Source organism: Acidovorax delafieldii (assembly GCF_007993815.1).
Lineage (GTDB): Bacteria > Pseudomonadota > Gammaproteobacteria > Burkholderiales > Burkholderiaceae_C > Acidovorax > Acidovorax delafieldii.
Genome location: NZ_VJWE01000013.1, coordinates 66,944 through 89,941, shown reverse-complemented (window position 1 = coordinate 89,941; position 22,998 = coordinate 66,944). Strand labels below are relative to the sequence as shown.

The following is a 22,998-nucleotide window of genomic DNA, read 5'->3' as shown; positions in this document are numbered from 1 at the left end:
GGCCTTCGGGGCCCGGAGTGCAAAGAAGCCAACGCGGCCAAAGAGGCCTCAGGTTTTCTCCGCAGGCTTGAGGCACATCGTCACCAGCAGTGACGCAGGTTCTACCGCCTTGAGCGAATGCAGCGCGCGCGGTGCCAGGTGCACAAAGTCGCCGGGATGCAATTGCTGCACGCCCAGCTCGCTCGCAAACTCCACCACGCCCTCGATGCACTGCACGGTGGCCTCGCCGGGCGTCTGGTGTTCTTTCATGGATTTGCCCACGGGCAGGACCACCCGCATGACTTCGAGCTGGCCGGCTTTGAGGACGGCGGTGGTGACGGTGTCGGCCAGTCGTGCTCCCAGGGGACGCACGCTGACGATCTGACCAGATTGGGCGTGGGGCAGGGCCATGGCAGTTCTCCTCGCTGGCCAGGGCGCGGTGCGCGCCCGGCCGATGCAGGCTACTGTGCCTGCAGTTGGCAGTGCGCGCAAGGTGGGCTGGCCGTCCCGCGCGCGATGTCCCTGCCTGCCTACACCGACCGGCTGCGCGCCAGTGGCGGGTTCTTGGCAAAGTAGCGCGTGATGCCGCGCATCAGCGCGTCGGCCAGCTGCTCCTGGTAGGCGCTGCTGCGCAGGCGCTTTTCTTCTTCGGGGTTGCTGATGAAGGCGGTTTCGACCAGCACGCTCGGGATGTCAGGCGCCTTGAGCACGGCAAAGCCCGCCTGCTCCACGCGCGGCTTGTGCAGCTTGCCCACGTTGCCGATCTCGCCCAGCAGCACCGTGCCGAGCTTGAGGCTGTCGTTGATCTGCGCGGTGGTGCTCATGTCCAGCAGCGCGCGCTGCACATGCTGGTCTTTGGACTGCACGTTGATGCCGCCCACCAGGTCGGCCTGGTTTTCCTTGTTGGCCAGCCAGCGGGCGGCCGTGCTGGAGGCCCCGCCCTGGCTCAGCGCAAACACGCTGGCGCCACGGGCCTCGGGCGTGGTGAAGGCGTCGGCATGGATGGAGACGAACAGGTCGGCCTGCACGCGCCGGGCTTTTTGCACGCGGGTGCCCAGGGGCACAAAGTAGTCGCCGTCGCGCGTGAGGTAGGCGCGCATGGGGTTGCCACCCACGGTGGTGGCGTTGATGCGGTCGCGCAGCAGGTGGGCCACGCGCAGCACCACGTCTTTTTCGCGGGTGCCGGAGGGGCCAATGGCGCCGGGGTCTTCGCCCCCGTGGCCAGGGTCGAGTGCCACGATGATGATGCGGTCGGTCTCGGTGGCTGTGGGACGGTTGCCAGGTCGTGAGGGCGCGGCAGGGGCGGCGCTGGGCGCGGGTGCTGCGGCCACCACGGGCGGCTGGGCTGTGGTGCCGGACTGCGCGGGGCCATTGGCGCGCTGTGCGATCAGGTCGCCCAGCGGGTCGTGCTCTGCGGCGCGGGCTGTGGCCGGTGCGGGCGACGGCGCAGGCGTGGCGGCCGGGCCGCTGGCATCGCGCAGGCGCTCGGCAATCAGTGCCTCCAGCGGGTCCACAGGCGCTGCGGGGTACAGGTCAAACACCAGCCGGTGGCGGTAGGCGGCGACGGGCGGCAGGGTGAACACCTGCGGCATGGCGGGCTGCTTGAGGTCCACCACCAGGCGCACCACACCCGGTGCGTTCTGGCCCACGCGGATGCCCGCGATGTTGGGGTCGTCGGGTTTGACCTTGGCCACCAGTTCGCGCAGCTCGGGGCTCAGGTCGATGCCCTCGATGTCCACCGCCAGGCGCGGCGGTGAGGTCACGAAGAACTGCTTGGCCACCAGCGCGCCATCGGACTCGATGGTCACCCGCGAGTATTCGGGTGCGGGCCAGACGCGCACGGCCACGATGGTGGCGCCGCGTGCAATCTGCTGTGCGCCCAGCAGCAGCACCAGGCTGCTGGCGCGCAGCACGGCACGGCGCGATGGCTGGGAAGCGGCGTGGCGGTCGGGCAGGGTGGGTTCGTTCACGGTGTCTCAGAGAGCTTGCAGCAGGCTGCGCCCCGTGGCGGTGGGGGCATGCAGCGTGACCTTCCTTTCGGTGTCATCCATTGCTTCAATGTGGATAGCAAGGTCTGCAAGCGGGGTAAGCGCTGCGGCCTTTTCCGGCCATTCTGCCACCTTGAGACCGGGGTTGGCAAAAATGTCCCTGAAACCGGCGTCTTCCCACTCGCGCGGATCGTCAAAACGGTAGAAGTCGAAGTGCCAGATCGAGAGACCCGGCGCCTCGTGGGGCTCCACCACCGCATAGGTGGGGCTCTTGATGCGGCCCTGCACGCCCAGCGCGCGCAGCAGGTGGCGCACCAGGGTGGTCTTGCCCGCGCCCAGGTCGCCGTGCAGGGTCACGAAGGCGTTGGCCAGCAGGGGCTGGGCGGCCAGGCGCTGGGCAAAGGCGGCGGTGTCTTCCTCGCTGTGCCAGGTGAAATGGCGCGTGGCTTTGGCCGCAGCATCGGTGCCGCTTTCTACAATCTGGCCGGTATGTGGTGCAACAGTCAACTCGTTCCTCAAATGCAGGAGTGGGCCCGCGAGCTGGGATTTTCCCAAATCGGCGTGGCGGGGGTGGACTTGTCTGCGGCCGAGCCGGGTCTTGCGGCCTGGCTGGCGCAGGGCTTCCATGGTGACATGCATTACATGGCATCCCACGGCATGAAGCGCGCGCGCCCGGCCGAGCTGGTGCCCGGCACTGTGAGTGTGATCACGGCGCGCATGGATTATTTGCCGCGCGATACGGCCAGGGATGCGCCCGGGGGCTGGCAGGTGGCCGAACTCTCACGCCTTCAGCGCCCGCACGAGGGCATCGTCTCCGTCTACGCCCGGGGCCGGGACTACCACAAGGTGCTGCGCGCCCGGCTGCAAAAGCTCAGCGACCGCATCGCCGAGGCCATCGGCCCGTTTGGCCACCGCGTGTTCACCGACTCCGCGCCGGTGCTGGAGGCTGAGCTGGCCGCGCGCAGCGGCCAGGGCTGGCGCGGCAAGCACACGCTGGTGCTCAACCGCGAGGCGGGGTCCATGTTCTTCCTGGGGGAGATCTATGTGGACATGGCGCTGCCCCAGAGCGAGCCCGTCACCCCGCACTGCGGCAGCTGCAGCGCGTGCATCGACATCTGCCCCACACAGGCCATCGTCGCGCCGTACCGCGTTGACGCGCGGCGCTGCATCTCGTACCTCACCATCGAACACGCCGGGCCCATCCCTGTGGAGCTACGCCCGCTGATGGGCAACCGCATCTATGGCTGCGACGACTGCCAGCTGATTTGCCCCTGGAACAAGTTTGCGCAGGTCAGCCGCCTGCCGGATTTTGACGAGCGCAAGGGCCTGTCGGGCCAGCAGCTGGTGCACCTGTTTGCGTGGGACGAAGCCACCTTTTTGCGCATGACCGAGGGCGGCCCCATCCGCCGCATCGGCCATGAGCGCTGGCTGCGCAATGTGGCCGTGGCACTGGGCAATGCGCTGCGTGCCACGGGCGATGGGGCCTTGCGCGCTGCGCTGCAGTCGCGGGCCGAGGATGCCAGCGCGCTGGTGCGGGAGCATGTGGCCTGGGCTCTGGACGCTGCTTGAGGGCGTTTTTGGAAGAAATTGCCTGGTAGCGCTAGTGCAATATACCTTGGTAGCTATCAAAATAGGAGTGATCGCCGTTGCTCCGGGTCCTCACTGCACCAGCAGCCCCGTCTGCCGCAAGGTGCCCACCAGCCCCTGGGCGAACTCCGCATATCCGGCAGCATTGGCGTGGATCTGGTCCGACCGCAACCGCTCTTGCGCCAGCACGCTCGACCAGCCTTTGGCATGCAGCGGGATCTTCAGCTCTTCGGCAATCTCTTCGTACAGCGGGTGGTCGTTCAGGCGGCCGGCAGCGGCCATGAGCGACAGCTCCGGCACAGCCACCAGCAGCACCTGGGCGCCGCTGGCCCGTGCCTCGGTGCAGATGCGCAGGATGTTGGTGCGCGCGGTGGCAGCACTCTGGCGCCGCAAAAAGTCATTGCCGCCAATGCCCACGATGACCAGCGCGGGCTGGTGCTGTTGCAGCAGGCCCGGCAGGCGCGCAAGCGCATGGGCCGAGGTGTCGCCCGACACACCGCCGTTGACCACCTTCCAGCCCGTCAGGCGCGCCAGTTCGGCGGGGTAGGCGGTGTCGGCCGAGGCTCCCACGCCCGACGTGAGCGAGTCGCCCAGCGCCAGGACCGTGGCGCCTGCCGGGACGGCCTGGGCACGCGCAGGTTTGCGGCCGCAGGCGACCAGGCCGAACGCGGTGGCCAGGCTGGCGCCGAGCAGCCGCCTGCGGTTCAGACCCCGGCTCATCGCAGCACCCCCAGTGCAAACGGCAGGCTCACGATGCCCAGCAAGGTAGACAGCGTGACCAGCCCCGCCACATACGGCCCGTTGTAGCCCATGCGCGCCGCCAGCACATAGCAGGTCGATGCCGTGGGCAAGGCTGCAAACGCCAGCAGCACCGTGGTCTGCACGGCATCGAGCCCGAACATGCGGGCCATGCCAAACGCCACGAGCGGCTGCACCAGGTGGCGGATGGCCAGCACCGACACGCTCAGCGTCTTGCCCCGCGTGAGCAGACCAAACTGCAGCCCCGCGCCGGCCGCCATCAGGCCCAGCGCGAGCGACGCGGAGCTGATGCGGCTGACCGTGGGCACTGCCCATTCGGGGATCTGAAAGCCCAGCAGATTGGCCACCAGCCCCGAGGCGGTGGCGATGATCAGCGGGTTGCGCAACAGCTCGCGCGCAAAGCTGTGCTGCCCGTGCCGGGCCATGGGCCACACCGCAGCCACATTGAACAGCGGCACACACACGCCGATCAGCACCGCGATCATCAACAGGCCCTGGGTACCTGCCAGCCGCTCGGCAATCGCCAGGCCAATGAAGGAGTTGAAGCGGAACGCCACCTGCGCGCTGGCCGCATGGTCGCGCACATCGATGTGCTTGCCCACCCAGGGCCAGTGCGGCAGGCTGTAGGCCAGAGCGATGCCGATCACGCCCGACAGCATGCCCGCGCCGATCAGCCCCGACGCCGCGCCAATATCCATCGGGCTTTTGACGATGGACTGGAACAGCAGCACCGGGAACAGCAGGTAGTACACCAGGCTCTCCACCGGCTGCCAGACCGAGCGGTTCAGGGCGGTGTACCGGCAGATCAGGTAGCCCAGGAAGATGAGGGAAAAGTCGGGGAGCAGGAGTTGGGCGTAGTTCACACACTGAGAATACTTGATGCATGGCAAGCCGCCCGCGGGCTCCAGGCAGGCTGAATGGGGCCGGGGGACTGCCCACCCCCACCTTGTTTCTAGGGTTAGCCCTTATGTGGAATCCGCAGGGCGGTTTGGCGTGCGTTGGGCATACCATCTGCGCTGTTTGTTGTTACCCCGCACGAAGGAGATTTCCATGCATCGTCGTCAATGGCTTGCGCTGACCGTACTGGCTGCCGCAGCTGGATCGGCTGCCGCACAAGGCTACCCCAACAAGGTGATCCGGCTGGTTGTGCCCTTTGCACCCGGTGGCACCACCGACATCATTGCGCGCGTGATCGCCGAGCCGCTGGGCCGCGTGCTCGGCCAAAGCGTGATCGTGGACAACAAGGCCGGTGGCGGCGGCATTGTGGGTGCGGCCGAACTCGCCCGTGCCACGGCCGACGGCTACACGCTGGGCGTGGCCACCGTGTCCACCACCGCAGCCAACCCCGCCATCAACCCCAAGACGCCGTACAACCCGCTGACGGACTTCTCGCCCATCATCAACATTGCGGCCACCCCCAACATCATTGCGGTGAACCCCAGCTTTCCGGCCAAGGACTACAAGGCGTTCGTGGCGGAACTCAAGAAGTCGCCCGGCAAGTATTCGTACTCGTCGTCCGGCACGGGCGGCATCGGCCACCTGCAGATGGAGCTGTACAAGAACCTCTCGGGCACCTTTGTGACCCACATCCCCTACCGCGGTGCGGGCCCGGCCCTGAACGACACCGTGGCTGGCCAGGTGCCCATGATTTTTGACAACCTGCCCTCGGCGCTGCCCTTCATCAAGGAAAACCGCCTGGTGCCCATCGTCGTTGCGGCGCCCCAGCGCGTGGCGGCCCTGCCCAATGTGCCCACCTTCAAGGAACTGGGCCTGGAGCCGGTGAACCGCATGGCCTACTACGGCATCGTGGGTCCCAAGGGTCTGCCCAAGGATGTGGTGGACAAGATCAACGCCGGTGTGCGCAAGGCCCTGGAAGACTCGGCCGTGAAGAAGCGCATCGAAGACACGGGCTCGCTCGTGATCGGCAACACGCCCGAGCAGTTTGCAGAGCAGATCAAGGCCGAGTTCGCGGTCTACAAGGATGTGGTCGTCAAGCAGAAGCTGACGCTGGAATAAAAGACACCGCTTCCATCCTCAGCCGCCTTCGGGCGGCTTTTTTGTGCCCGTGGAGTTGAATGCGTGCAATGCATGCTATGGTTTTTGGATGCTTGCTCCCAGTCTGAACGCCATCGACACCTTTGTGGACGCCCTGTGGCTGGAAGATGGCCTGTCGCGCAACACGCTGGCCGCTTACCGGCGCGACCTGACGCTGTATGCGCAGTGGCTGGCCGACCAGCAGCCCGCCCTGGCGCTGGACGACACGGCCGAACACCACCTGCAGGCCTACTTTGCCGCCCGCCATGCGCAGACCCGCGCCACTTCGGCCAACCGGCGCCTCACGGTGTTGCGCCGCTACTTTCACTGGGCGCTGCGCGAGCGGCGCATCACTGCCGACCCCACGGTGCGGCTGCAGGCTGCGCGCCAGCCGCTGCGTGTGCCCAAGACCCTGTCGCAGGCGCAGGTGGAGGCGCTGCTGAACGCGCCCGACCTGGGCAACCCTCTGGGCCTGCGCGACCGCACCATGCTGGAGCTGATGTACGCCAGCGGCCTGCGCGTGACCGAGCTGGTCACGCTCAAGACCTACCAGGTCGGCCTGAACGAAGGCGTGCTGCGCGTGATGGGCAAGGGCAGCAAGGAGCGCCTGGTGCCGTTTGGCGAAGAGGCCCGTGCCTGGCTGCAGCGCTATCTGAACGAGGCCCGCAGCGCCATCCTGGGCGGGCAGCAGACCGACGACCTGTTCGTCACCCAGCGCGGCAGCGGCATGACGCGCGTGATGTTCTGGGTCATTGTGAAGAAGTGGGCGCAGGTGGCGGGTATCACGGTGCCGCTGTCGCCGCACACGCTGCGCCACGCGTTTGCCACGCACCTGCTCAACCACGGCGCCGACCTGCGCGTGGTGCAGCTGCTGCTGGGCCATGCGGATATTTCTACCACCACCATCTACACCCACGTGGCGCGCGAGCGGCTCAAGTCCCTGCACGCGCAGCATCACCCCCGTGGATAGCGTGCAACACCACACTGGCGTGGGCTGAGCGGCGCGCCAGACCGGTTTTCCCACACCACAACAAGGAGACATTGCATGAAAAAATTCATCACTAGCGCACTGCTGCTGGGGGCTGCCACCCTGGCCATGGCGCAGGCCTGGCCCACGGCCAAGCCCATCCGCCTCATCGTGGGGTACCCGCCGGGCGGCGGCATCGACTTCGCCGCGCGCACCGTACAGGTGCCGCTGCAGGAGCTTCTCAAGCAGCAGATCGTGGTGGACTACAAGCCCGGTGCCGGCGGCATGCTGGCGGCGACCGAGCTGACCCGGGCCGCGCCCGATGGCTACACGTTGCTGCTGGCCAATACCGGCCCGTTCGCTATCGCACCGTACTTGCAGCGCAAGATGCCGTACGACCCGCTCAAGCAGTTCAGCTACATCGGCCAGATCAGCCAGGGCAGCTACATCGCGGTCACCCGGCTGGACCACCCTGCCAAGGACCTCAAAGAATGGGTGGCATGGGCCAAGGCCAACGCTGGCAAAGTGAACTTCGCATCGGGCGGTGCGGGCACCTCCACCCATCTGAATGGCGAGCTGATGAACCAGGCGACCGGGCTGGATGTGACGCATGTGCCCTACAAAGGCAGCGCCCCGGCTGTGCAGGACTTGATCGGCGGACAGACGCAGTTGCTGATCGATGCAGGGCCGGTGCTGCTGCCGCAGGTCAAGGGCGGCAAGCTGAAGGCGCTGGCAGTGACGGGCCCGCGCCGCGACCCGCAGTTGCCCGACGTGCCAACGGTCGCTGAACTTGGGCTCGGCGGCATGGAATCTGTCGGTTTCCAGGGGCTGGTGGGCCCCGCAGGCATGCCCAAGGAGGTGGTGGACAAGCTGGCCGCCGAACTGGCCAAGGTTCTGGCACAAGCGGAGGTGAAGGCCAAGTTCGCGTCCACAGGTTCAGAGGTACATTCCCTGGGACCCACGGAATTCTTCGGCTTTGTGAAGGGCGAGAACGACAAGTGGGCCAAGCTGATCCGCGAGCGCAAGCTCGAACTGGATTGACGGGCTGACCTGACGGCTGCCCATCGAACTCCTCACCATTGGCTCTCACCATGAATCTGCTTTTTTCTCGCCGCCAGTGGGTGGCCGCTGCTGCTGTCGCCCTGGTGGTCTCTCCCGTCGTGGCTTCGGCCCAGGCGTGGCCCGCCAAACCCATCCGCATCATCGTGGCCTACCCGGCAGGGGGCGTGAGCGACAACATCGCCCGCGCGCTGGCCGACAAGCTGGCGGTGCAGCTGGGCACCCCTGTGGTCATTGAAAACAAGGCGGGCGCCAGTGGCAGCCTGGGCGTGGACGCGGTGGCCAAAGCCGCGCCGGACGGCTACACATTGGGCTTTGCAGCGGTCAGTCCCCTGGCGCTCAACCCGCACCTGGGCAAGTCCCCCTTCGATCCGCAAAAGGACATCGCGCCAGTGGTCAGCGTGATGTATTCGCCGGTGTTGCTGCTGGGCACGCCCGCGAGCCGGGCGACCGACTTCAAGGACCTTATTGCCCGCGCGCGGGCCCAGCCCGGCACGGTGCGCTGGGCCACGTCGGGGCAGGCGTCGCTGGGGCACATCATGCTGGAGCAGATCCAGTCGGTGGCGCAGGTGCAGATCACGCACATCCCGTACAAAGGCGGCGGGCAGCAGATGAACGACGCGCTGGGCGGGCAGTTTGAGGTGCTATCGACCAATGCCGGCCCAGCGGTGCTGCAGCACGTCCAGGCGGGCAAGCTCAAGCCGCTGGCGGTGGGGGCTCCGGCGCGGCTGGATTCGCTGCCCCAGGTGCCCACGCTCGCCGAGCTGGGTCAGCCTGCAGCCAATCTCTCGTCCCTGTTTGGCCTCTATGCCCCGGCCCAGACGCCCAAGACGGTCATCACACGCATCAATACCGAGGTGAACAAGGCGTTGGCCCTGCCAGACATTCGCGCCAAGCTCGATGCCACTGACAACGTGCCCACGGGCGGCACCACGGCCGAGTTCGCGCGCCAGATTGCGCTGGAGTCCGAGAACAACGCGCGCATCATCCGCGCGGCAGGAATTCAGGGCAACTGACCGTGTGCAGGGGTTGAGCCCCAGAAACGCCACAGGCCCTGTCAAAGCAGGGCCTGTGGGCTTTTAAGGGGAAGGCCGGGGCTATTCTTCGTTCAGGCTCTCGGCCCAGGTCAGCGCCTGCAGGTGGGCCCAGTTCACCTGGCGGTTGGACAGGTGCAGCGCATCGGCGTTCTTGGCAAAGGCCACTTCATCGCCGCTTTCGCAGGCCTTGGTCAGCTCCAGGAACGGGGCAAACACGCCGGTGCCACGCAGCAGGGCATCCATCACGGGTTCGGGCAGGGCCACGGACTCTAGCGCCTTTTCGAGCGGCACGCCCAGCATGGTGTCCAGCAGCGAGAACACGCCCACGACGAAGGCGTTATCGCATTCTTCGGGCGGCAGCAGCTCGGCAGCCAGCAGCTCCATCAGGCGGCCGCGCACCACGGCGGTCTGGCCCACGGCCGGTGGCGCTCCCCCCGCACGCGAGGTGGTCATCAAGAGGGCTGCCCAGCGGAACAGCTTTTTCAGCCCCAGGATCATCACCGCGTGGCGGAACGAGGTGATCTCGCACGACAGGCCAAAACCCGACGAGTTGATGAAACGCAGCAGGTTGAAAGACAGGGTGGGGTCTTTCTTGAGCAGGTCTTCGATCTCCGCCGTGCTGGCCTGTTTGCGCACGAGGTTGATGAGCTGGATGATGGTGGCCTGCGAGGGGCGGATGGTGGTGGCCTTGACCAGCGAGGGATGCGCAAACCAGTAGCCCTGGAACAGCTTGACGCCCAGATCGCGCATCAGCTCGTATTGCGCAGCCGTTTCGACCTTTTCGGCCACCAGCGTGGCCTTGCTGTGGGTGGTGGCAAATTTGACCAGGGGGGCCGCCAGCTCGGGCTTGAAGGCCTGCATGTCCAGCTTGATGAACGCCGCCATCGGCAGCCAGCTGGTGTAGGCGCGCTTGAGGGCCTGCTGGTCAAACGCGAGGCGAAAGCCACGTGTGCGCAACGCCTCCAGCGTGGGCACGCGGCCTTCGATTTCTTCGGGGGTGGCGCTGTCGGGCAGCGGTGGCACCTCCAGCACCACCTTTTCGGGGTGGATCAGCTCCAGGTGGCCGCCCGAGAGGCTGTCATGCGTGCAGTTGATGAACACCGTCTTCTTGCCGACCAGGGCCTCGGTGCCCGCGTAGGACAGGGCATTGAACAGCAGGGCGGCATCGCTGGCGGCGGTGTGCGAGTCGGACGCGGTGGAGCGGTCGAACAGCTCGTAGCCATAGACCGCGCGGCTTTCGTCCACGATGGCCTGGCGCGCAATGATGGCAAGGTTCTCGTCCACGGGATCGACCACAGGCGCCGCGGCGTCCGGGGTGTCTTGTTCGGGTGTGCTCGACATGGGGTCCACTGAAATGAAGGGCTGGCGATCATTCTAGACCGCCGGGCGTTGGCAGAGAACCAAAGTCTGACCGGGGGCCGCCAGTGTGGCGGCGGTAGCTGTCAGTCGCTGATGTGGTCGGCCCAGGCCAGCGCCTGCAGGTGGGCGAAGTTGATCTGCTGGCTGGTCAGGTGCAGCAGGCCGGCAGCGCGGTCAAACACGGCGTCGTCGCTGGACTCGCAGGCCTCGGCCAGGGTCAGCAGGTCACCCAGGAAGCCTTCGCGCCGCAGCAGCGCGGCCGCCACGGGTTCGGGCACGTTGAGCAGGCCAATGGCCGACTCCATGGGCATGGAGAGCATCACATCCAGCAACGAGAAGATGCCCACCACAAAGGCCTGGTCGGCTTCCTCGGGGGGCAGTGTCTCCAGTGCCAGCAGCTCCATCAGGCGCCCGCGCACCACGGCGGTGTGGCCCACCGACGACGGCGTGCCGTTGTTGCGCGACGCGGTCAGCAGCAGCGCCGCCCAGCGGAACAGCTTTTTCAGGCCCATGAGCATCACGGCCTGGCGGAAGGAGGTGATCTCGCGCGACAGGCCAAAGCCGGCGGAGTTGATGAGGCGCATCAGGTTGAAGGCCAGGCCCGCATCCTTTTTGAGCACTTCTTCGATCTCGTCGGTACTGGCCTGTTTGCGCACCTGGTTGATCAGCTCGATGATGCTGGCCTGCGACGGCGTGAGCAGCTTGGTCTCGACCAGGGCAGGGCGGGCAAACCAGTAGCCCTGGAACAGCTGCACTCCCTGGCTGGACACCATGTCGTACTGCTGGGCCGTCTCCACTTTCTCGGCGATCAGTTCGGCCTTGCAGTGGCGGCCCGCGTAGCTGATCAGCACCGCGAGCTGGTCGGGCGCCAGCACCGACAGGTCCAGCTTGATGTAGTCCGCCAGCGGCAGCCACGGCGCATACGCCGACTGCAGCACCGTGTGGTTGAAGGCCAGGTGAAAGCCCCGGTCGCGCAGCTCGGTCAGGATGGGCAGGCGCGTGGCGACCTCTTCGGCGGCCGCATGGCCCAGGGGCGGAATCTCCAGCACCACCTTGTCGGGGTCCACCAGCTCCAGGTGGCCGCCCGACAGGCTCTCATGGGTGCAGTTGACGAAGATCAGCTTCTTGCCCACCAGCTCCTCGGTGCCGGCGTGCGACAGGGCGGTGAACACCAGGATCACGTCGGTGGCGGCCGTGTGGGCGGCGCCGCTGCGCGAGCGGTTGAACAGCTCGTAGCCCACCACCACTTGTTGCGCATTCACGATGGCTTGGCGCGCAATCATGGCGACAGACGATTGGTTGCCCGGTGGTGGCGCGGGCGGTGTGCCAGGGGTGAAGGCTTGGGTCATGGACGTGGGCTTGGTGTTCTTGGAAGAGGGTGCGCTGGCCCGCTGGGGGCATTGCCAAGAATTGTAGGAGCCATCGTATTCCCCTCAGGTCTTCAACACATGGCTTGGTGATTAGGCCTGCTGCAGCCAGCGCAGCTCGGCGTCGCTGAAACCGGCGCTGCGTCGCGCCGACTCATTGAACGGCGGCTTCAGGCGGGGGGCTTCGTACCGCTGCACCAGCGTGCCGTAGAGGGTTTCCGGGTCCTGGCCCGCGCGCTCGCACAGCCAGCGGTACCAGTGGTTGCCGATGGCGACATGTCCCACCTCGTCGTGCAGGATCACGTCCAGGATGGCAACGGCGGCCAGGGCGTCGGGCGTGCCCACCTGGCGCAGCTTGGCCTGGATCTGCGGCGTGGCGTCGAGCCCCCGGGCTTCCAGCGTGCGAGGCACCAGGGCCATGCGGGCCAGCACGTCGTGCTGGGTTTTCTCGCACATGGTCCACAGCCCCTGGTGGGCCGGGAAGTCCCCATAGTCGTGGCCCTGGCTGCGCAGGTGGTCGCGCAGCAGCCTGAAGTGCCTGGCCTCTTCGGCCGCCACGCGCATCCAGTCCTGGTAGTAGGTGCGGGGCATACCGTCAAACCGCCACACGGCGTCCAGCGCCAGGTTGATGGCGTTGAACTCGATGTGGGCGATGGCGTGGATGAGGATGGCCCGGCCCTCGGGGGTGGCGGGCGACCGGCGGGCCACCTGGGTGTGGCGCAGCAGTTCGGGGCGCTCGGGACGGCCGGGCAGGGCGTCGGGGTCGGTGGGGGCCGCAGGGGCAGTATCTGCTATCGAAAGCGTAGCTGCCTGGGCATACAGGTCTAGCGCTGCAGCCGCTTTTTTTTCGGGGTCTGCCAGGCACAAGACCTGCAGTGCACGGTGGCGAAGCTCCATCCTTACAATTCTAGGCCTTGCCATCGGCACCAAGGCTTGCGCTTTGTAACGATTGGCGACCTCTCAGGGCGCGCCATGGCGTGCCGCTTCTTTTGTTTCAGCGGAGTGGGTGCATGGCAATTTACGAACTCGACGGTGTGGCTCCCCAAGTGGCGGCGTCGGCCTGGGTGGCCGACAGCGCGCAGGTGATGGGCAATGTGGTGCTGGGTGAAGACGCCAGCGTGTGGTTCGGCACCGTGGTGCGCGGCGACACCGAGAGCATCACCATCGGCGCAGGCTCCAACATCCAGGACGCGAGCGTGCTGCACGCCGACATCGGCAAGCCCCTGGTGGTGGGCGAGCGGGTGACGGTGGGCCACCAGGTCATGCTGCACGGCTGCACCATCGGCGACGAATCGCTGATCGGCATTGGCGCTGTGGTGCTCAACGGCGCCAAGATCGGCAAGAACTGCCTGGTGGGCGCGGGTGCGCTGGTCACCGAGGGCAAGGAGTTCCCCGATGGCTCCATGATCATCGGCAGCCCGGCCAAGGCCGTGCGTGAACTCACCCCTGAGCAGATCGAAGGCCTGCGCCAGAGCGCCCAGCACTACATCGACAATGCGCGCCGCTTCCAACACGGCCTGCACAAGATCGGCTGAACGCCGCCCACTGGCGCTCTCTGCTGCTTTTTTTCTCCTGGAATCCCTGCGTGTCTGAACTCCACAAGTTTCTTTTCGATGGTCTGCCCGTGCGCGGCATGATCGTGCGCCTTACCGATGCCTGGACCGAGATCCTGAAGCGCCGGGCGGGCAACACCGCCACCGGCGCCTATCCTGCCCCTGTGAGCGAGCTGCTGGGCGAGATGGCGGCCGCCGGCGTGCTGATGCAGTCCAACATCAAGTTCAACGGCGCGCTGGTGCTGCAAGTGTTTGGTGATGGCCCCGTCAAATTGGCCGTGGCCGAGGTGCAGTCGGACCTGAGCCTGCGCGCGACAGCCACCGTGAATGGCGAGGTGCTGCCGGACGCGAGCCTGAGCCAGATGGTCAATGTGGGCGGCGGTGGCCGCTGCGCCATCACCCTGGACCCCAAGGACCGCCACCCCGGCCAGCAGCCCTACCAGGGCGTGGTGCCTCTGCACGGCGACCACCACGAAAAGCTGGAGCGTCTGTCGGACGTGCTGCAGCATTACATGCTGCAGTCCGAGCAGCTCGACACCATTCTGGTGCTCGGCGCCAACGACCAGGTGGCGGCAGGCCTCTTGATCCAGCGCATGCCCATCAAGGGCGAGGGCAACCTGGCCGCGGGCCTCTCGCACCGCGAGAACGAAGACCAGATCGGCCACAACGAGGACTACAACCGCATTGCGCACCTGGCTGCCAGCCTGACCCGCGAAGAACTGCTGACGCTGGATGTGGACACCATCCTGCGCCGCCTGTTCTGGGAAGAAAAGTTGCTGCGCTTTGAACCCCAGCAGGGCGCCAGCGGCCCGCGTTTTGCATGCACCTGCAGCCGCGAGCGCGTGAGCAACATGCTGCGCAACCTGGGCGCTGAAGAGGCCGAGAGCATCCTCGCCGAGCGCGACGACATCGAAGTGGGTTGCGAGTTCTGCGGCCAGCAGTACCGGTTTGATGCCGTGGATGCTGCGCAGATTTTTGTCTCGCCCGCCGCTGCTCAGCCCCCGGGACCCACAGGCATCCAGTAGCCGCCTGCAGCCTCCATCGGGCGCGGTGGTCGGCTGACCATCGTTGACAATCGCCCCCGCCATCCCCGCCTAAGATTCCTGGGTCACCCTGCAGCAGCGCCTGCCGCTGCGAGGGGCCGGCGCACAAGGTCCGATCGCAAGGCCTGTGTGCGTTCAAGCGATCACATCCGGTCGCGCAGGAAATGAACGAGGGGTGTCATGCAGTTTCTTCGCCGTGTTCTGGGGGGCCACCGGGCCAGCCCGGCTACGCCTCCGCTGGCGCTGTACGACAGCGCGGCGGCACCCGACTCGCGGCGTGCCGATACCCTGCTCGCCGCGCTGGACATCGACGCCGCCATCAATGCCCACGAGCGCTGGAAAGACCGCCTGATGGACTACCTGGAGGGCCGCACCTCCGCCGGGCTGGACCCGGCGCTGGTGCGCCGCGCTGACCACAGTGCGCTGGGCCGCTGGTTGCATGGCGTAGGCGGCGAGCTGCTGGGCGACCAGCCGGCCTATCCGCTGCTGGTGGCGCGCTACCAATACTTTCATGAGCAGGCGGCCACCCTGGTGGAACTGGCCCAGCAGGGCGAATGGGACCGGGCTGTGCAGGTGCTCAACGGTGGTTACCGCTATGGTTCCAGCCAGGTGGTGTTGCTTCTCAAGGAACTCAAGCGCGGTCTGGCGTGATGGCTTGCGGCGGTGTCGTATCCCGCTGCTCAACGAGCGCCGTGAACAGTCGATGCTCACAAGCCGGGTCGCTGCACTTTTCGCAGTTCCAGGCGCGCAGCCGGGCTGCTCTGGGCGTATTTTCAGTGTCCCATGCGGCCCTTGCGCTAGTGGAATATGCCTGTGGTGCTATATTTTGTATAGCAATAAGCGCATTGCGAGTGCGCTGCTCGCCCGTTCCGTACACCACGCGGTAGGGTATCGCCGCAGCCGCCAGGGCCGCACGCAGCCGGGTATCGCAGGCCTCCTGCGCAGTCCGTTCCTCGGCAGGACAGGGCTGATCGAGACCCATGAGCAGAGTCAATGCCACCGCGTCGGACTCTGCCTGCGGTGTGGGCGGGGTGTGGGCCAGGTGCGGGTGGTGCAGGGCGATACGCACCGTGCTGGGAGTGATCTGCTGCTGCAGCGCCTGTGCCAACGCCTCCACGCCCGTGTAGGGCGCGCCCAGCAGGGCAATCAAGGGAGTGGGGGGAGAGGACTGCCGCACGGGGTTGAATGAAGCGCAGGCCTTGGTCCAGGGCTGCGTTGTGGGTGTGGACGGTGCGGGGTGGTCCAAGGCGGCTGAGTGACCCCGCACGACAGATCAGCGGGGTGTGAACTGCACGTACACCTCGTTGGGCTTGACCATGCCCAGCTCGCTGCGCGCCTTTTCTTCCACCATATCAAGGCCTTCCTTGAGGTCGTGCACCTCCGAGGTCAGCCGCGCATTTGCCTGGCGGGCCTGTTCGTTGGCCGCCTTCTGCACATCAATCTGCCGCTGCATCGCATTGACGCGCGGCACGCTGCCCCGCCCCAGCCAGAGCTGGGCGTGCAGCGCTGCCAGCAAGGCCAGCAGGATGACGGGGACGATGCGGGAGACCAATGGAGGGCTCGCTCAGGCGAGGGCTGCCAGGGGCTCAGCGCAGGTTGTAGAACGCAGCGCGGCCAGGGTACTGCGCGATCTCGCCCAGGTCTTCCTCAATGCGCAGCAGCTGGTTGTACTTGGCGATGCGGTCCGAGCGCGACAGCGAGCCGGTCTTGATCTGGCCCGCATTCGTGCCCACCGCGATGTCGGCAATGGTGCTGTCCTCGGTCTCGCCCGAGCGGTGCGAGATCACGGCAGTGTAGCCGGCGCGCTTGGCCATCTCGATCGCAGCGAAGGTCTCGGTCAGCGTACCGATCTGGTTGATCTTGATCAGGATCGAGTTGGCAATGCGCTTGTCGATGCCTTCCTTCAGGATCTTGGTGTTGGTCACGAACAGGTCGTCACCCACCAGTTGCACCTTGTCGCCCAGGCGTTCGGTCAGATGCTTCCAGCCGTCCCAGTCGCCTTCGTGCATGCCGTCTTCGATGCTGATGATCGGGTACTTGTCCACCCAGGCCGCCAGCATGTCCGTCCACTGCTGGGCGGTGAGCTTGAGGCCGCCTTCGCCTTCCAGCACATAGTGGCCGTCCTTGTAGAACTCGCTCGCAGCGCAGTCCAGGCCCAGGGCGATCTGATCGCCCGCCGTGTAGCCCGCAGCTTCAATGGCTTGCAGGATCAGGCGGATGGCTGCTTCGTGGTTTTCAACGCTGGGGGCAAAGCCGCCTTCGTCGCCCACGGCGGTGCTGATGCCCTTGTCGTGCAGGATCTTCTTGAGCGCGTGGAACACTTCGGCGCCCCAGCGCACGGCTTCGCGGAACGTGGGCGCGCCCACCGGGATGATCATGAACTCCTGCAGGTCCAGGCTGTTGTTGGCGTGTGCGCCGCCGTTGATCACGTTCATCATGGGCACGGGCAGTTGCACGCTGCCCATGCCGCCCAGGTAGCGGTACAGGGGCAGGCCAGACTCTTCGGCGGCGGCGCGGGCCACAGCCATCGACACGGCCAGCATGGCGTTGGCGCCCAGGCGGCTCTTGTTCTCGGTGCCATCGAGGTCGATCAGGGTCTTGTCCAGGAAGGCCTGCTCGGAGGCATCCAGGCCTAGAACGGCTTCGCTGATCTCGGTGTTGATGTATTCCACGGCCTTGAGCACGCCCTTGCCCAGGTAGCGGCCCTTGTCGCCGTCGCGCATTTCAATGGCTTCACGGCTGCCGGTGGAGGCGCCCGACGGCACGGCGGCCCGGCCCATCACGCCCGATTCGAGCAACACGTCGCATTCGACGGTGGGGTTGCCGCGGCTGTCCAGAATCTCGCGACCGACGATGTCAACGATGGCACTCATGGTTTTCCTTTTGCAGAAGTTTTAAATCAAATCAGTCTCTAGCGCCTTCTGTATAAGCGCTAGCAGCTATTAATTGGTGAGCGATTTGGGTGTGTGCGCTCAGACGCCTTCGACACACACCATGCGCATGACGGCGGCGCCTTCGCGGGCGGCCTTGGCTTTCTGGTACTCGGGCGTGTCGTAGAAGGCGCGAGCGGCTTCAAAGCTCGGGAACTTGAGGATCACGGTACGACCGGGGTTCCAGTCGCCCTCCAGCACTTCGACCTTGCCGCCACGCACGCAGACTTCAGCGCCGTGGGCTTGCATGGCCAGGGTGCTCCACTTGCGGTACTCGTCGTACTGCGTGGGGTTGGTGACGGTGACGGATGCGATGACGTAACCACTGCTCATGTCTCAAGCTCCAAAGTTGTTTTCGAGGAATCCGTTTTTCTTGGTGACATCGTCCAGGGCCACCAAGGTCTCCAGCAGCGCCTTCATGTGCTTGAGCGGTACGGCGTTGGGGCCGTCCGACCAGGCCTCGGCGGGGCGGGGGTGGGTTTCCATGAACAGGCCCGCCACACCCACAGCCACGCCGGCACGCGCCAGCACGGGCACCATGTCGCGCGCACCGCCGCTCACGGCGCCCAGGCCGCCGGGCTTTTGCACCGAGTGGGTCACGTCAAACACCACGGGTGCGCCTGAGTTGCGCATCTCGGCCAGGCTGGTCATGTCGGCCACGAGGTTGTTGTAGCCAAAGCTCACGCCGCGCTCGCAGGCCAGAAACCGGTCTTCCGACAGGCCGACTTCGGCCGCTGCAGACCGGGCCTTGTCGATGACGTTCTTCATGTCCCAGGGCGCCAGGAACTGGCCCTTCTTGATGTTCACCGGCTTGCCGCTTTGCGCCACGGCGCGGATGAAGTCCGTCTGGCGGCACAGGAAGGCAGGTGTCTGCAGCACATCGACCACGCTGGCCACTTCGGCCACATGCGAGGCGTCGTGCACATCGGTCAGGATGGGCAGCTGCAGCTGGCGGCGCACTTCATCGAGGATCTTCAGGCCGGCCTCCAGCCCCACACCACGCTTGCTGGTGCCCGACGAGCGGTTGGCCTTGTCGAACGAGCCTTTGTAGATCAGCGGAATGCCCAGCGGCGCGCAGGCTTCCTTGAGCTGGCCTGCGACATCGAGCGACATCTCCAGGCCTTCAATGGAACAGGTGCCTGCGATCAGGAAAAAGCGCTGGTCCAGGCCGACGTTGAATCCGCACAGCTGCATGGTGAGGTCCCCTTAGGCTTTTTTCGCGGCTTGCTGGTGTTCCACGGCCGCCTTGATGAAGGCATTGAACAGCGGGTGGCCGTTCCAGGGCGTGGACTTGAACTCGGGGTGGAACTGCACGCCGATGAACCAGGGGTGCACGGTTTGCGGCAGCTCCACGATTTCGGTGAGTTCTTCACGCTGGGTCAGCGCCGAGATCACCAGGCCCGCCTTGCGCAACTGGTCCAGGTAGTTCACGTTGGCTTCGTAGCGGTGGCGGTGGCGCTCGGTCACCACATCGCCGTAGATGCTGTGGGCCAGTGTGTCCTTGGCCACGTCCGAGCTTTGCGCGCCCAGGCGCATGGTGCCGCCCAGATCGGAGTTTTCGTCGCGTTTCTTGATGGTGCCGTCCGCGTCCTTCCACTCGGTGATCAGGGCGATCACGGGGTGGGGCGTGGTGGGGTCGAACTCGGTGCTGTTGGCGTGGGCGAGGCCTGCCACGTGGCGCGCGTATTCGATGGTGGCCACCTGCATCCCCAGGCAGATGCCCAGGTAGGGCACCTTGCGCTCGCGGGCAAACTGGGCCGTGGCGATCTTGCCTTCCACACCACGCTGGCCGAAGCCGCCTGGCACCAGGATGGCGTCGTATTTGGCGAGCTTGGCGGCTGCGTCGGCGCTGTCAATGGTTTCGGAATCGACATGGTCGATCTTCACGCGCACATGGTTGCGCATGCCGGCGTGGCGCAGGGCTTCGTTGACCGACTTGTAGCTGTCCGACAGGTCCACATACTTGCCGACCATGGCGATGGTGACTTCGCCTTGGGGGTGCTCGGTCTCATGCACCAGATCGTCCCAGCGCTTGAGGCTGGTGGGCGGGGTGTTCAGGCGCAGCTTGTCGCAGATCAGGCCATCGAGGCCCTGCTCGTGCAGCATGCGCGGCACCTTGTAGATGGTGTCCACGTCCCACATGCTGATCACGCCCCATTCGGGCACGTTGGTGAACAGCGAGATCTTGGCGCGCTCTTCCTCGGGAATACGGCGGTCGGCACGGCACAGCAGGGCGTCGGCCTGGATGCCGATCTCGCGCAGCTTCTGCACCGTGTGCTGGGTGGGCTTGGTCTTGAGCTCGCCCGCTGCCGCGATCCAGGGCAGGTAGGTCAGGTGCACGAAGGCCGCGTTGTTGGGCCCCATGCGCAGGCTCATCTGGCGCACGGCTTCTAGGAACGGCAGCGATTCGATGTCGCCCACGGTGCCGCCGATTTCGACGATGGCCACATCCACGGCATCGGGCGTGCCAATGCCGGCGCCGCGCTTGATGAATTCCTGGATTTCGTTGGTGACGTGGGGAATGACCTGCACGGTCTTGCCCAGGTAGTCGCCACGGCGTTCCTTCTCCAGCACGGACTGGTAAATCTTGCCCGTGGTGAAGTTATTGGTTTTCTTCATGCGCGTTTCGATGAAACGCTCATAGTGGCCCAGATCCAGGTCGGTTTCTGCGCCGTCATCGGTCACGAACACCTCGCCGTGCTGGAACGGCGACATGGTGCCCGGGTCTACGTTGATGTAGGGGTCAAGCTTGATGAGGGTGACTTTGAGTCCCCGCGATTCGAGGATCGCGGCAAGGGAGGCTGAGGCGATTCCCTTACCGAGGGAAGACACCACACCGCCGGTGACGAAGACAAATTTGGTCATGTCTTTTTTGGTGGTGGGAAATTGGGATTATAGATGGCACCCCGGCGACACCCCCGGGGGCAGGGTCACCCCCGTCTGCTAAATTCGCGCCATGAATGAGCTTGCTGGCAAACACATTGTTCTGGGTCTGAGTGGGGGCGTGGCTTGCTACAAGGCAGCCGATCTGTGCCGCCAGCTCATCAAGGAGGGCGCCACCGTGCAGGTGGTGATGACCGAGGCGGCAGAGCAGTTCATCACCCCGGTCACCATGCAGGCGCTGTCTGGCCGCACGGTGTACGGCTCGCAATGGGATGCGCGCGAGCCCAACAACATGCCCCACATCAACCTGAGCCGCGAGGCGGATGCGATCCTGATCGCGCCCTGCAGCGCGGACTTCATTGCGCGCCTGGTGCAGGGCAGGGCGGACGAGTTGCTCAGCCTGCTGTGCCTGGCGCGCCCCGCCCAGCGCGTGCCCCTGTTGCTGGCCCCTGCGATGAACCGCGAAATGTGGGCGCACCCGGCCACGCAGCGCAATCTGGCCCAGGTGGCGCAGGACGGTGCAGTGGTGCTGGGCGTGGGCAATGGTGACCAGGCCTGTGGCGAGACGGGTGACGGCCGCATGCTGGAGCCGCTGGAGCTGCTGGACGAGCTGATCGCTTTTTTCACACCCAAGACCCTTGTGGGCCGGTCGGTACTCGTCACGGCGGGGCCCACGTTTGAAGCCATTGACCCGGTGCGTGGCATCACCAACCTGTCGAGCGGAAAGATGGGCTTTGCTGTGGCCCGGGCGGCGCGCGAGGCGGGTGCCGATGTCACCCTGGTCGCAGGGCCGGTGCATGTGCCCACGCCACGTGGCGTGCGGCGTGTCAATGTGCAGTCCGCCCAGGAGATGCTGGCGGCCGTGGAGCGGCATGTCCAGGCCGCCTCGGTGTTTGTTGCCACGGCCGCAGTGGCCGACTGGCGCCCTGCCCACCAGTCCGACCAAAAGATCAAGAAAGACGGCTCGGGCCAGTCCCCGTCGCTGGAGTTCGTCGAGAACCCCGACATTCTGGCCACCGTAGCCCGGTCGCCGCATGCGCTGGAAGGGGATCTTTTCTGCGTGGGTTTTGCCGCCGAAAGCCATGACCTGCTGGCCCATGCCACAGCCAAAAGGACGCGCAAGGGCGTCCCCTTGCTGGTGGGCAATATTGGCCCCGCTACCTTTGGGCAGGACGACAACGCCCTGCTGCTGGTGGACGCGCAGGGCCACCGCGAGTTACCCCGCGCGTCCAAGCGTGCGCTGGCGCAGCAGCTTATCGCTGAGATCGCCGCGCGTTTGCCACCTTTGCGTTCTTGACGGCCACTACCGTGGGGAGGTGTGATGACAACTGGTGCCACGAAGCCTGATTGGGACACGCCACCCGATGGCGACTTTGCGGCTTATGTGGAACGGCTGACAGCCCAGGCGCCTTTGCATAAGGCCCGAGCGGCACAGGCAAGTGCTGCCGCTACCAACGGTGCCGTTCAGTCATCCAAGGCCAGTGCGCCAGCGACTTCCCTGCCTCAGGTCCTGCCGCCCGATGTGCTGCAGCTGATGCAGCCGCTGGCGGGCGCACTGCGCACGGTGCGATCGGTGTTGCTGGTAATGATGGTGTTGCATGGCATTGCGCTGTTCCTGCTTGGTCGGGGCTCGCTGCCAGGCCTGGTGGTCATGGGGGCGGTGTGGTGGGGACTGGGTTGGCTGATGCAATCGGCCGCGCAGGCTGGGGGCGCGCAGGCCCCGGGCGGGCGTGCGGGGATGGACTCGTTGCAGGATCGCCTGCGACAAATGGCGCAGCAGCGCCGTGGCACAGAAATAGGAACAGGAAAGAAGAAACCGTGAAGATAGATGTGAAGATTCTCGATCCGCGCATGGCGGACCAATTGCCCACCTACGCCACACCCGGTAGCGCTGGGCTGGACCTGCGCGCCTGCCTGGATGCACCGCTGACCCTGCAGCCCAACGCCTGGCAGCTGGTGCCTACGGGCATTGCGATCTACCTGCAAGACCCGGGCTATGCCGCACTGATCTTGCCGCGCTCGGGCCTGGGGCACAAACATGGCATCGTGCTTGGCAATCTGGTGGGGTTGATCGACAGTGACTACCAAGGGCAGCTCATGGTGAGCGCCTGGAACCGCAGCAATGTGGCGTTTACCCTGGAGCCCATGGAGCGGCTGGCCCAATTGGTGATTGTTCCGGTGGTGCAGGCCCAGTTCAACGTCGTCACCGAGTTTGCGGCCACGCAGCGGGGTGAGGGGGGCTACGGATCCACAGGCAAGTCCTGAGGTGGACCGCTCGGGGCTCCGAGCGCGTGATGGGTGAGTGGCCGGGTTGTAAGACGCCGCTTACGTTTCGATGGGTCTGTTACCGACATGGCGATGGCCCCTTGTCTACGCCGCGGCATCCTCAGGCGTTGTTCCAATCTGTACATGGGCATTGAGCTCTGGGTCGTCGGAGATTTTTCAGTGCCTGC

At 65.8% G+C, this 22,998-nt stretch carries 25 protein-coding genes; 11 read left to right on the top strand and 14 right to left on the bottom strand.

Annotated elements, in window-relative coordinates:
* Positions 1 to 48 precede the first annotated feature (48 nt).
* The 3 genes from ATF69_RS12475 to tsaE all read right to left on the bottom strand — a co-directional run bounded on the left by ATF69_RS12475 (position 49) and on the right by tsaE (position 2,474).
* Positions 49 to 390, bottom strand: a complete 342-nt coding sequence (locus tag ATF69_RS12475; RefSeq protein WP_056061641.1) for a cupin domain-containing protein — start codon at positions 388 to 390, stop codon at positions 49 to 51.
* Between the two features lie 119 nt (positions 391 to 509).
* The gene (locus ATF69_RS12470) at positions 510 to 1,949 is read right to left on the bottom strand and encodes an N-acetylmuramoyl-L-alanine amidase (RefSeq protein WP_056743447.1); all 1,440 of its coding nucleotides are present in this window, start codon (positions 1,947 to 1,949) and stop codon (positions 510 to 512) included.
* Between the two features lie 6 nt (positions 1,950 to 1,955).
* Entirely contained in the window at positions 1,956 to 2,474 is a 519-nt protein-coding gene (tsaE, locus tag ATF69_RS12465; RefSeq protein WP_146871168.1) for a tRNA (adenosine(37)-N6)-threonylcarbamoyltransferase complex ATPase subunit type 1 TsaE, read from the bottom strand.
* 12 nt (positions 2,475 to 2,486) lie between these two features.
* Between tsaE and queG the strand changes: the two genes are divergently transcribed.
* Entirely contained in the window at positions 2,487 to 3,536 is a 1,050-nt protein-coding gene (queG, locus tag ATF69_RS12460) for a tRNA epoxyqueuosine(34) reductase QueG (RefSeq protein ID WP_146871167.1), read from the top strand.
* A gap of 90 nt (positions 3,537 to 3,626) precedes the next feature.
* Here the strand turns inward: queG and ATF69_RS12455 are convergent, their stop codons facing one another.
* Both ATF69_RS12455 and ATF69_RS12450 read right to left on the bottom strand, forming a co-directional pair.
* Entirely contained in the window at positions 3,627 to 4,274 is a 648-nt protein-coding gene (locus ATF69_RS12455) for a GDSL-type esterase/lipase family protein (RefSeq protein ID WP_146871166.1), read from the bottom strand.
* On the bottom strand, positions 4,271 to 5,176 hold the full coding sequence (locus tag ATF69_RS12450; RefSeq protein ID WP_116749374.1) for an AEC family transporter: 906 nt from the start codon (positions 5,174 to 5,176) through the stop codon (positions 4,271 to 4,273). The genes ATF69_RS12455 and ATF69_RS12450 overlap by 4 nt, the downstream gene beginning before the upstream one ends.
* Positions 5,177 to 5,363: 187 nt before the next feature.
* Here ATF69_RS12450 and ATF69_RS12445 point away from each other — a divergent pair, with 187 nt between their 5' ends.
* The 4 genes from ATF69_RS12445 (at position 5,364) to ATF69_RS12430 (ending at position 9,389) form a co-directional block, all read left to right on the top strand.
* Entirely contained in the window at positions 5,364 to 6,329 is a 966-nt protein-coding gene (locus ATF69_RS12445; RefSeq protein ID WP_146871165.1) for a tripartite tricarboxylate transporter substrate binding protein BugE, read from the top strand.
* A gap of 88 nt (positions 6,330 to 6,417) precedes the next feature.
* Entirely contained in the window at positions 6,418 to 7,317 is a 900-nt protein-coding gene (gene xerD / locus ATF69_RS12440) for a site-specific tyrosine recombinase XerD (protein WP_146871164.1), read from the top strand.
* A 75-nt stretch (positions 7,318 to 7,392) separates the two neighbouring features.
* Positions 7,393 to 8,355, top strand: a complete 963-nt coding sequence (locus ATF69_RS12435) for a Bug family tripartite tricarboxylate transporter substrate binding protein (protein WP_146871163.1) — start codon at positions 7,393 to 7,395, stop codon at positions 8,353 to 8,355.
* 50 nt (positions 8,356 to 8,405) lie between these two features.
* The gene (locus tag ATF69_RS12430; protein WP_146871162.1) at positions 8,406 to 9,389 is read left to right on the top strand and encodes a Bug family tripartite tricarboxylate transporter substrate binding protein; all 984 of its coding nucleotides are present in this window, start codon (positions 8,406 to 8,408) and stop codon (positions 9,387 to 9,389) included.
* Positions 9,390 to 9,470: 81 nt separating this feature from the next.
* Here ATF69_RS12430 and ATF69_RS12425 read toward each other — a convergent pair whose 3' ends face one another.
* The 3 genes from ATF69_RS12425 to ATF69_RS12415 all read right to left on the bottom strand — a co-directional run bounded on the left by ATF69_RS12425 (position 9,471) and on the right by ATF69_RS12415 (position 13,033).
* Entirely contained in the window at positions 9,471 to 10,751 is a 1,281-nt protein-coding gene (locus ATF69_RS12425) for an EAL and HDOD domain-containing protein (protein WP_056061670.1), read from the bottom strand.
* Between the two features lie 101 nt (positions 10,752 to 10,852).
* A complete protein-coding gene (locus ATF69_RS12420; protein ID WP_056061672.1) occupies positions 10,853 to 12,118 on the bottom strand; it encodes an EAL and HDOD domain-containing protein in 1,266 nt (421 codons plus the stop codon).
* Between the two features lie 111 nt (positions 12,119 to 12,229).
* On the bottom strand, positions 12,230 to 13,033 hold the full coding sequence (locus tag ATF69_RS12415) for a ferritin-like domain-containing protein (protein ID WP_146871161.1): 804 nt from the start codon (positions 13,031 to 13,033) through the stop codon (positions 12,230 to 12,232).
* A gap of 113 nt (positions 13,034 to 13,146) precedes the next feature.
* Here ATF69_RS12415 and ATF69_RS12410 point away from each other — a divergent pair, with 113 nt between their 5' ends.
* From ATF69_RS12410 to ATF69_RS12400, 3 genes are all read left to right on the top strand, one after another.
* The gene (locus ATF69_RS12410) at positions 13,147 to 13,671 is read left to right on the top strand and encodes a gamma carbonic anhydrase family protein (protein ID WP_056061680.1); all 525 of its coding nucleotides are present in this window, start codon (positions 13,147 to 13,149) and stop codon (positions 13,669 to 13,671) included.
* Between the two features lie 50 nt (positions 13,672 to 13,721).
* A complete protein-coding gene (gene hslO / locus ATF69_RS12405) occupies positions 13,722 to 14,714 on the top strand; it encodes an Hsp33 family molecular chaperone HslO (RefSeq protein ID WP_146871160.1) in 993 nt (330 codons plus the stop codon).
* Between the two features lie 198 nt (positions 14,715 to 14,912).
* A complete protein-coding gene (locus tag ATF69_RS12400; RefSeq protein WP_121943366.1) occupies positions 14,913 to 15,383 on the top strand; it encodes a CZB domain-containing protein in 471 nt (156 codons plus the stop codon).
* Here ATF69_RS12400 and ATF69_RS12395 read toward each other — a convergent pair.
* From ATF69_RS12395 to ATF69_RS12370, 6 genes are all read right to left on the bottom strand, one after another.
* The gene (locus tag ATF69_RS12395; protein WP_121943365.1) at positions 15,364 to 15,882 is read right to left on the bottom strand and encodes a hypothetical protein; all 519 of its coding nucleotides are present in this window, start codon (positions 15,880 to 15,882) and stop codon (positions 15,364 to 15,366) included. The two genes, ATF69_RS12400 and ATF69_RS12395, sit on opposite strands and share 20 nt — an antisense overlap.
* Before the next feature lie 123 nt (positions 15,883 to 16,005).
* Entirely contained in the window at positions 16,006 to 16,284 is a 279-nt protein-coding gene (locus ATF69_RS12390) for a septum formation initiator family protein (RefSeq protein WP_056061693.1), read from the bottom strand.
* A 34-nt stretch (positions 16,285 to 16,318) separates the two neighbouring features.
* Positions 16,319 to 17,605 carry a phosphopyruvate hydratase gene (eno, locus tag ATF69_RS12385; RefSeq protein ID WP_056061696.1) on the bottom strand — a complete coding sequence of 429 codons (1,287 nt, stop codon included), beginning with the start codon at positions 17,603 to 17,605 and terminating at the stop codon, positions 16,319 to 16,321.
* 99 nt (positions 17,606 to 17,704) lie between these two features.
* Positions 17,705 to 17,995 (bottom strand): DUF1330 domain-containing protein, encoded by a 291-nt coding sequence (locus tag ATF69_RS12380; protein WP_056061699.1) that lies wholly within the window; start codon positions 17,993 to 17,995, stop codon positions 17,705 to 17,707.
* Between the two features lie 3 nt (positions 17,996 to 17,998).
* Positions 17,999 to 18,856, bottom strand: a complete 858-nt coding sequence (gene kdsA, locus ATF69_RS12375; protein ID WP_146871158.1) for a 3-deoxy-8-phosphooctulonate synthase — start codon at positions 18,854 to 18,856, stop codon at positions 17,999 to 18,001.
* 12 nt (positions 18,857 to 18,868) lie between these two features.
* Positions 18,869 to 20,527, bottom strand: coding sequence for a CTP synthase (locus ATF69_RS12370; protein WP_056743420.1), 1,659 nt, complete (start codon positions 20,525 to 20,527; stop codon positions 18,869 to 18,871).
* 91 nt (positions 20,528 to 20,618) lie between these two features.
* Between ATF69_RS12370 and coaBC the strand changes: the two genes are divergently transcribed.
* From coaBC to dut, 3 genes are read left to right on the top strand one after another with little or no spacing between them, the layout of a single operon-like run.
* Entirely contained in the window at positions 20,619 to 21,842 is a 1,224-nt protein-coding gene (gene coaBC / locus ATF69_RS12365; RefSeq protein ID WP_146871157.1) for a bifunctional phosphopantothenoylcysteine decarboxylase/phosphopantothenate--cysteine ligase CoaBC, read from the top strand.
* Between the two features lie 24 nt (positions 21,843 to 21,866).
* Positions 21,867 to 22,367 carry a hypothetical protein gene (locus ATF69_RS23305; protein WP_244303720.1) on the top strand — a complete coding sequence of 167 codons (501 nt, stop codon included), beginning with the start codon at positions 21,867 to 21,869 and terminating at the stop codon, positions 22,365 to 22,367.
* Complete coding sequence (gene dut, locus ATF69_RS12355; RefSeq protein WP_015013334.1) at positions 22,364 to 22,810, top strand: dUTP diphosphatase; 447 nt, start codon at positions 22,364 to 22,366, stop codon at positions 22,808 to 22,810. The genes ATF69_RS23305 and dut overlap by 4 nt, the downstream gene beginning before the upstream one ends.
* Positions 22,811 to 22,998: the final 188 nt, after the last annotated feature.

Excerpts from the sequence above, each read along its gene's own strand:
- ATF69_RS12475 (WP_056061641.1), bottom strand. The coding sequence starts at position 390 with ATGGCCCTGCCCCACGCCCAATCTGGTCAGATCGTCAGCGTGCGTCCC.
- queG (WP_146871167.1), top strand. The coding sequence starts at position 2,487 with ATGCAGGAGTGGGCCCGCGAGCTGGGATTTTCCCAAATCGGCGTGGCG.
- ATF69_RS12455 (WP_146871166.1), bottom strand. The coding sequence starts at position 4,274 with ATGAGCCGGGGTCTGAACCGCAGGCGGCTGCTCGGCGCCAGCCTGGCC.
- ATF69_RS12445 (WP_146871165.1), top strand. The coding sequence starts at position 5,364 with ATGCATCGTCGTCAATGGCTTGCGCTGACCGTACTGGCTGCCGCAGCT.
- xerD (WP_146871164.1), top strand. The coding sequence starts at position 6,418 with ATGCTTGCTCCCAGTCTGAACGCCATCGACACCTTTGTGGACGCCCTG.
- ATF69_RS12435 (WP_146871163.1), top strand. The coding sequence starts at position 7,393 with ATGAAAAAATTCATCACTAGCGCACTGCTGCTGGGGGCTGCCACCCTG.
- ATF69_RS12430 (WP_146871162.1), top strand. The coding sequence starts at position 8,406 with ATGAATCTGCTTTTTTCTCGCCGCCAGTGGGTGGCCGCTGCTGCTGTC.
- ATF69_RS12425 (WP_056061670.1), bottom strand. The coding sequence starts at position 10,751 with ATGTCGAGCACACCCGAACAAGACACCCCGGACGCCGCGGCGCCTGTG.
- ATF69_RS12420 (WP_056061672.1), bottom strand. The coding sequence starts at position 12,118 with ATGACCCAAGCCTTCACCCCTGGCACACCGCCCGCGCCACCACCGGGC.
- ATF69_RS12415 (WP_146871161.1), bottom strand. The coding sequence starts at position 13,033 with ATGGAGCTTCGCCACCGTGCACTGCAGGTCTTGTGCCTGGCAGACCCC.
- ATF69_RS12410 (WP_056061680.1), top strand. The coding sequence starts at position 13,147 with ATGGCAATTTACGAACTCGACGGTGTGGCTCCCCAAGTGGCGGCGTCG.
- ATF69_RS12400 (WP_121943366.1), top strand. The coding sequence starts at position 14,913 with ATGCAGTTTCTTCGCCGTGTTCTGGGGGGCCACCGGGCCAGCCCGGCT.
- eno (WP_056061696.1), bottom strand. The coding sequence starts at position 17,605 with ATGAGTGCCATCGTTGACATCGTCGGTCGCGAGATTCTGGACAGCCGC.
- ATF69_RS12380 (WP_056061699.1), bottom strand. The coding sequence starts at position 17,995 with ATGAGCAGTGGTTACGTCATCGCATCCGTCACCGTCACCAACCCCACG.
- kdsA (WP_146871158.1), bottom strand. The coding sequence starts at position 18,856 with ATGCAGCTGTGCGGATTCAACGTCGGCCTGGACCAGCGCTTTTTCCTG.
- ATF69_RS12370 (WP_056743420.1), bottom strand. The coding sequence starts at position 20,527 with ATGACCAAATTTGTCTTCGTCACCGGCGGTGTGGTGTCTTCCCTCGGT.
- coaBC (WP_146871157.1), top strand. The coding sequence starts at position 20,619 with ATGAATGAGCTTGCTGGCAAACACATTGTTCTGGGTCTGAGTGGGGGC.
- ATF69_RS23305 (WP_244303720.1), top strand. The coding sequence starts at position 21,867 with ATGACAACTGGTGCCACGAAGCCTGATTGGGACACGCCACCCGATGGC.